At 66.2% G+C, this 423-nt stretch carries 1 protein-coding gene and 1 pseudogene; both read left to right on the forward strand.

All coding sequences use genetic code 11. From position 1 onward, the window contains the following. Positions 1–4: 4 nt before the first annotated feature. Complete coding sequence (locus NE591_RS16345; protein WP_371130606.1) at positions 5–178, forward strand: L-rhamnose isomerase; 174 nt, start codon at positions 5–7, stop codon at positions 176–178. A 48-nt stretch (positions 179–226) separates the two neighbouring features. Next, positions 227–423, forward strand: a pseudogene (locus tag NE591_RS12675) (rhamnulose-1-phosphate aldolase); the annotation flags it as partial.

Genomic DNA, 423 nt, shown 5'->3' on the forward strand with positions numbered 1-423 from the left:
GGAGCTGCAGGACACCTACCAGTTCACCGAGAAGATGATGCTGGCCGAGCAGGCGAGGTCGATGCCCTTCGGCGCCGTGTGGGACGAGTACTGCCGCCGCGCCGGCTGCCCGCTCGATGGCGAGCTGTACCCGGCCGTGGCCGCCTACGAGGCCAAGGTCCTGCCCGAGCGCATGTAGCTCAACCAAGGTCTCGCCCCTGAGGAGTTTCAAGCAAGGAGCAACGATATGGCATTTTTCGATCAGGCACAGGAGATGCTTTCCCAAGGCATCGACACGGCGCGCGGGGCGGTGTCCGGCGTGGCCATGGAGCAGCTGGGGTTCGTGCGCGGGTTCGTGCGCCTGTGCAACGATGGCTGGGAGCAGGGCTGGCACGTGCGCAACGGCGGCAACCTCAGCTTCCGCCTGCGTCCCGAGGATGTGGA

Source organism: Adlercreutzia sp. DFI.6.23 (assembly GCF_024462535.1).
GTDB lineage: Bacteria > Actinomycetota > Coriobacteriia > Coriobacteriales > Eggerthellaceae > Adlercreutzia > Adlercreutzia rubneri.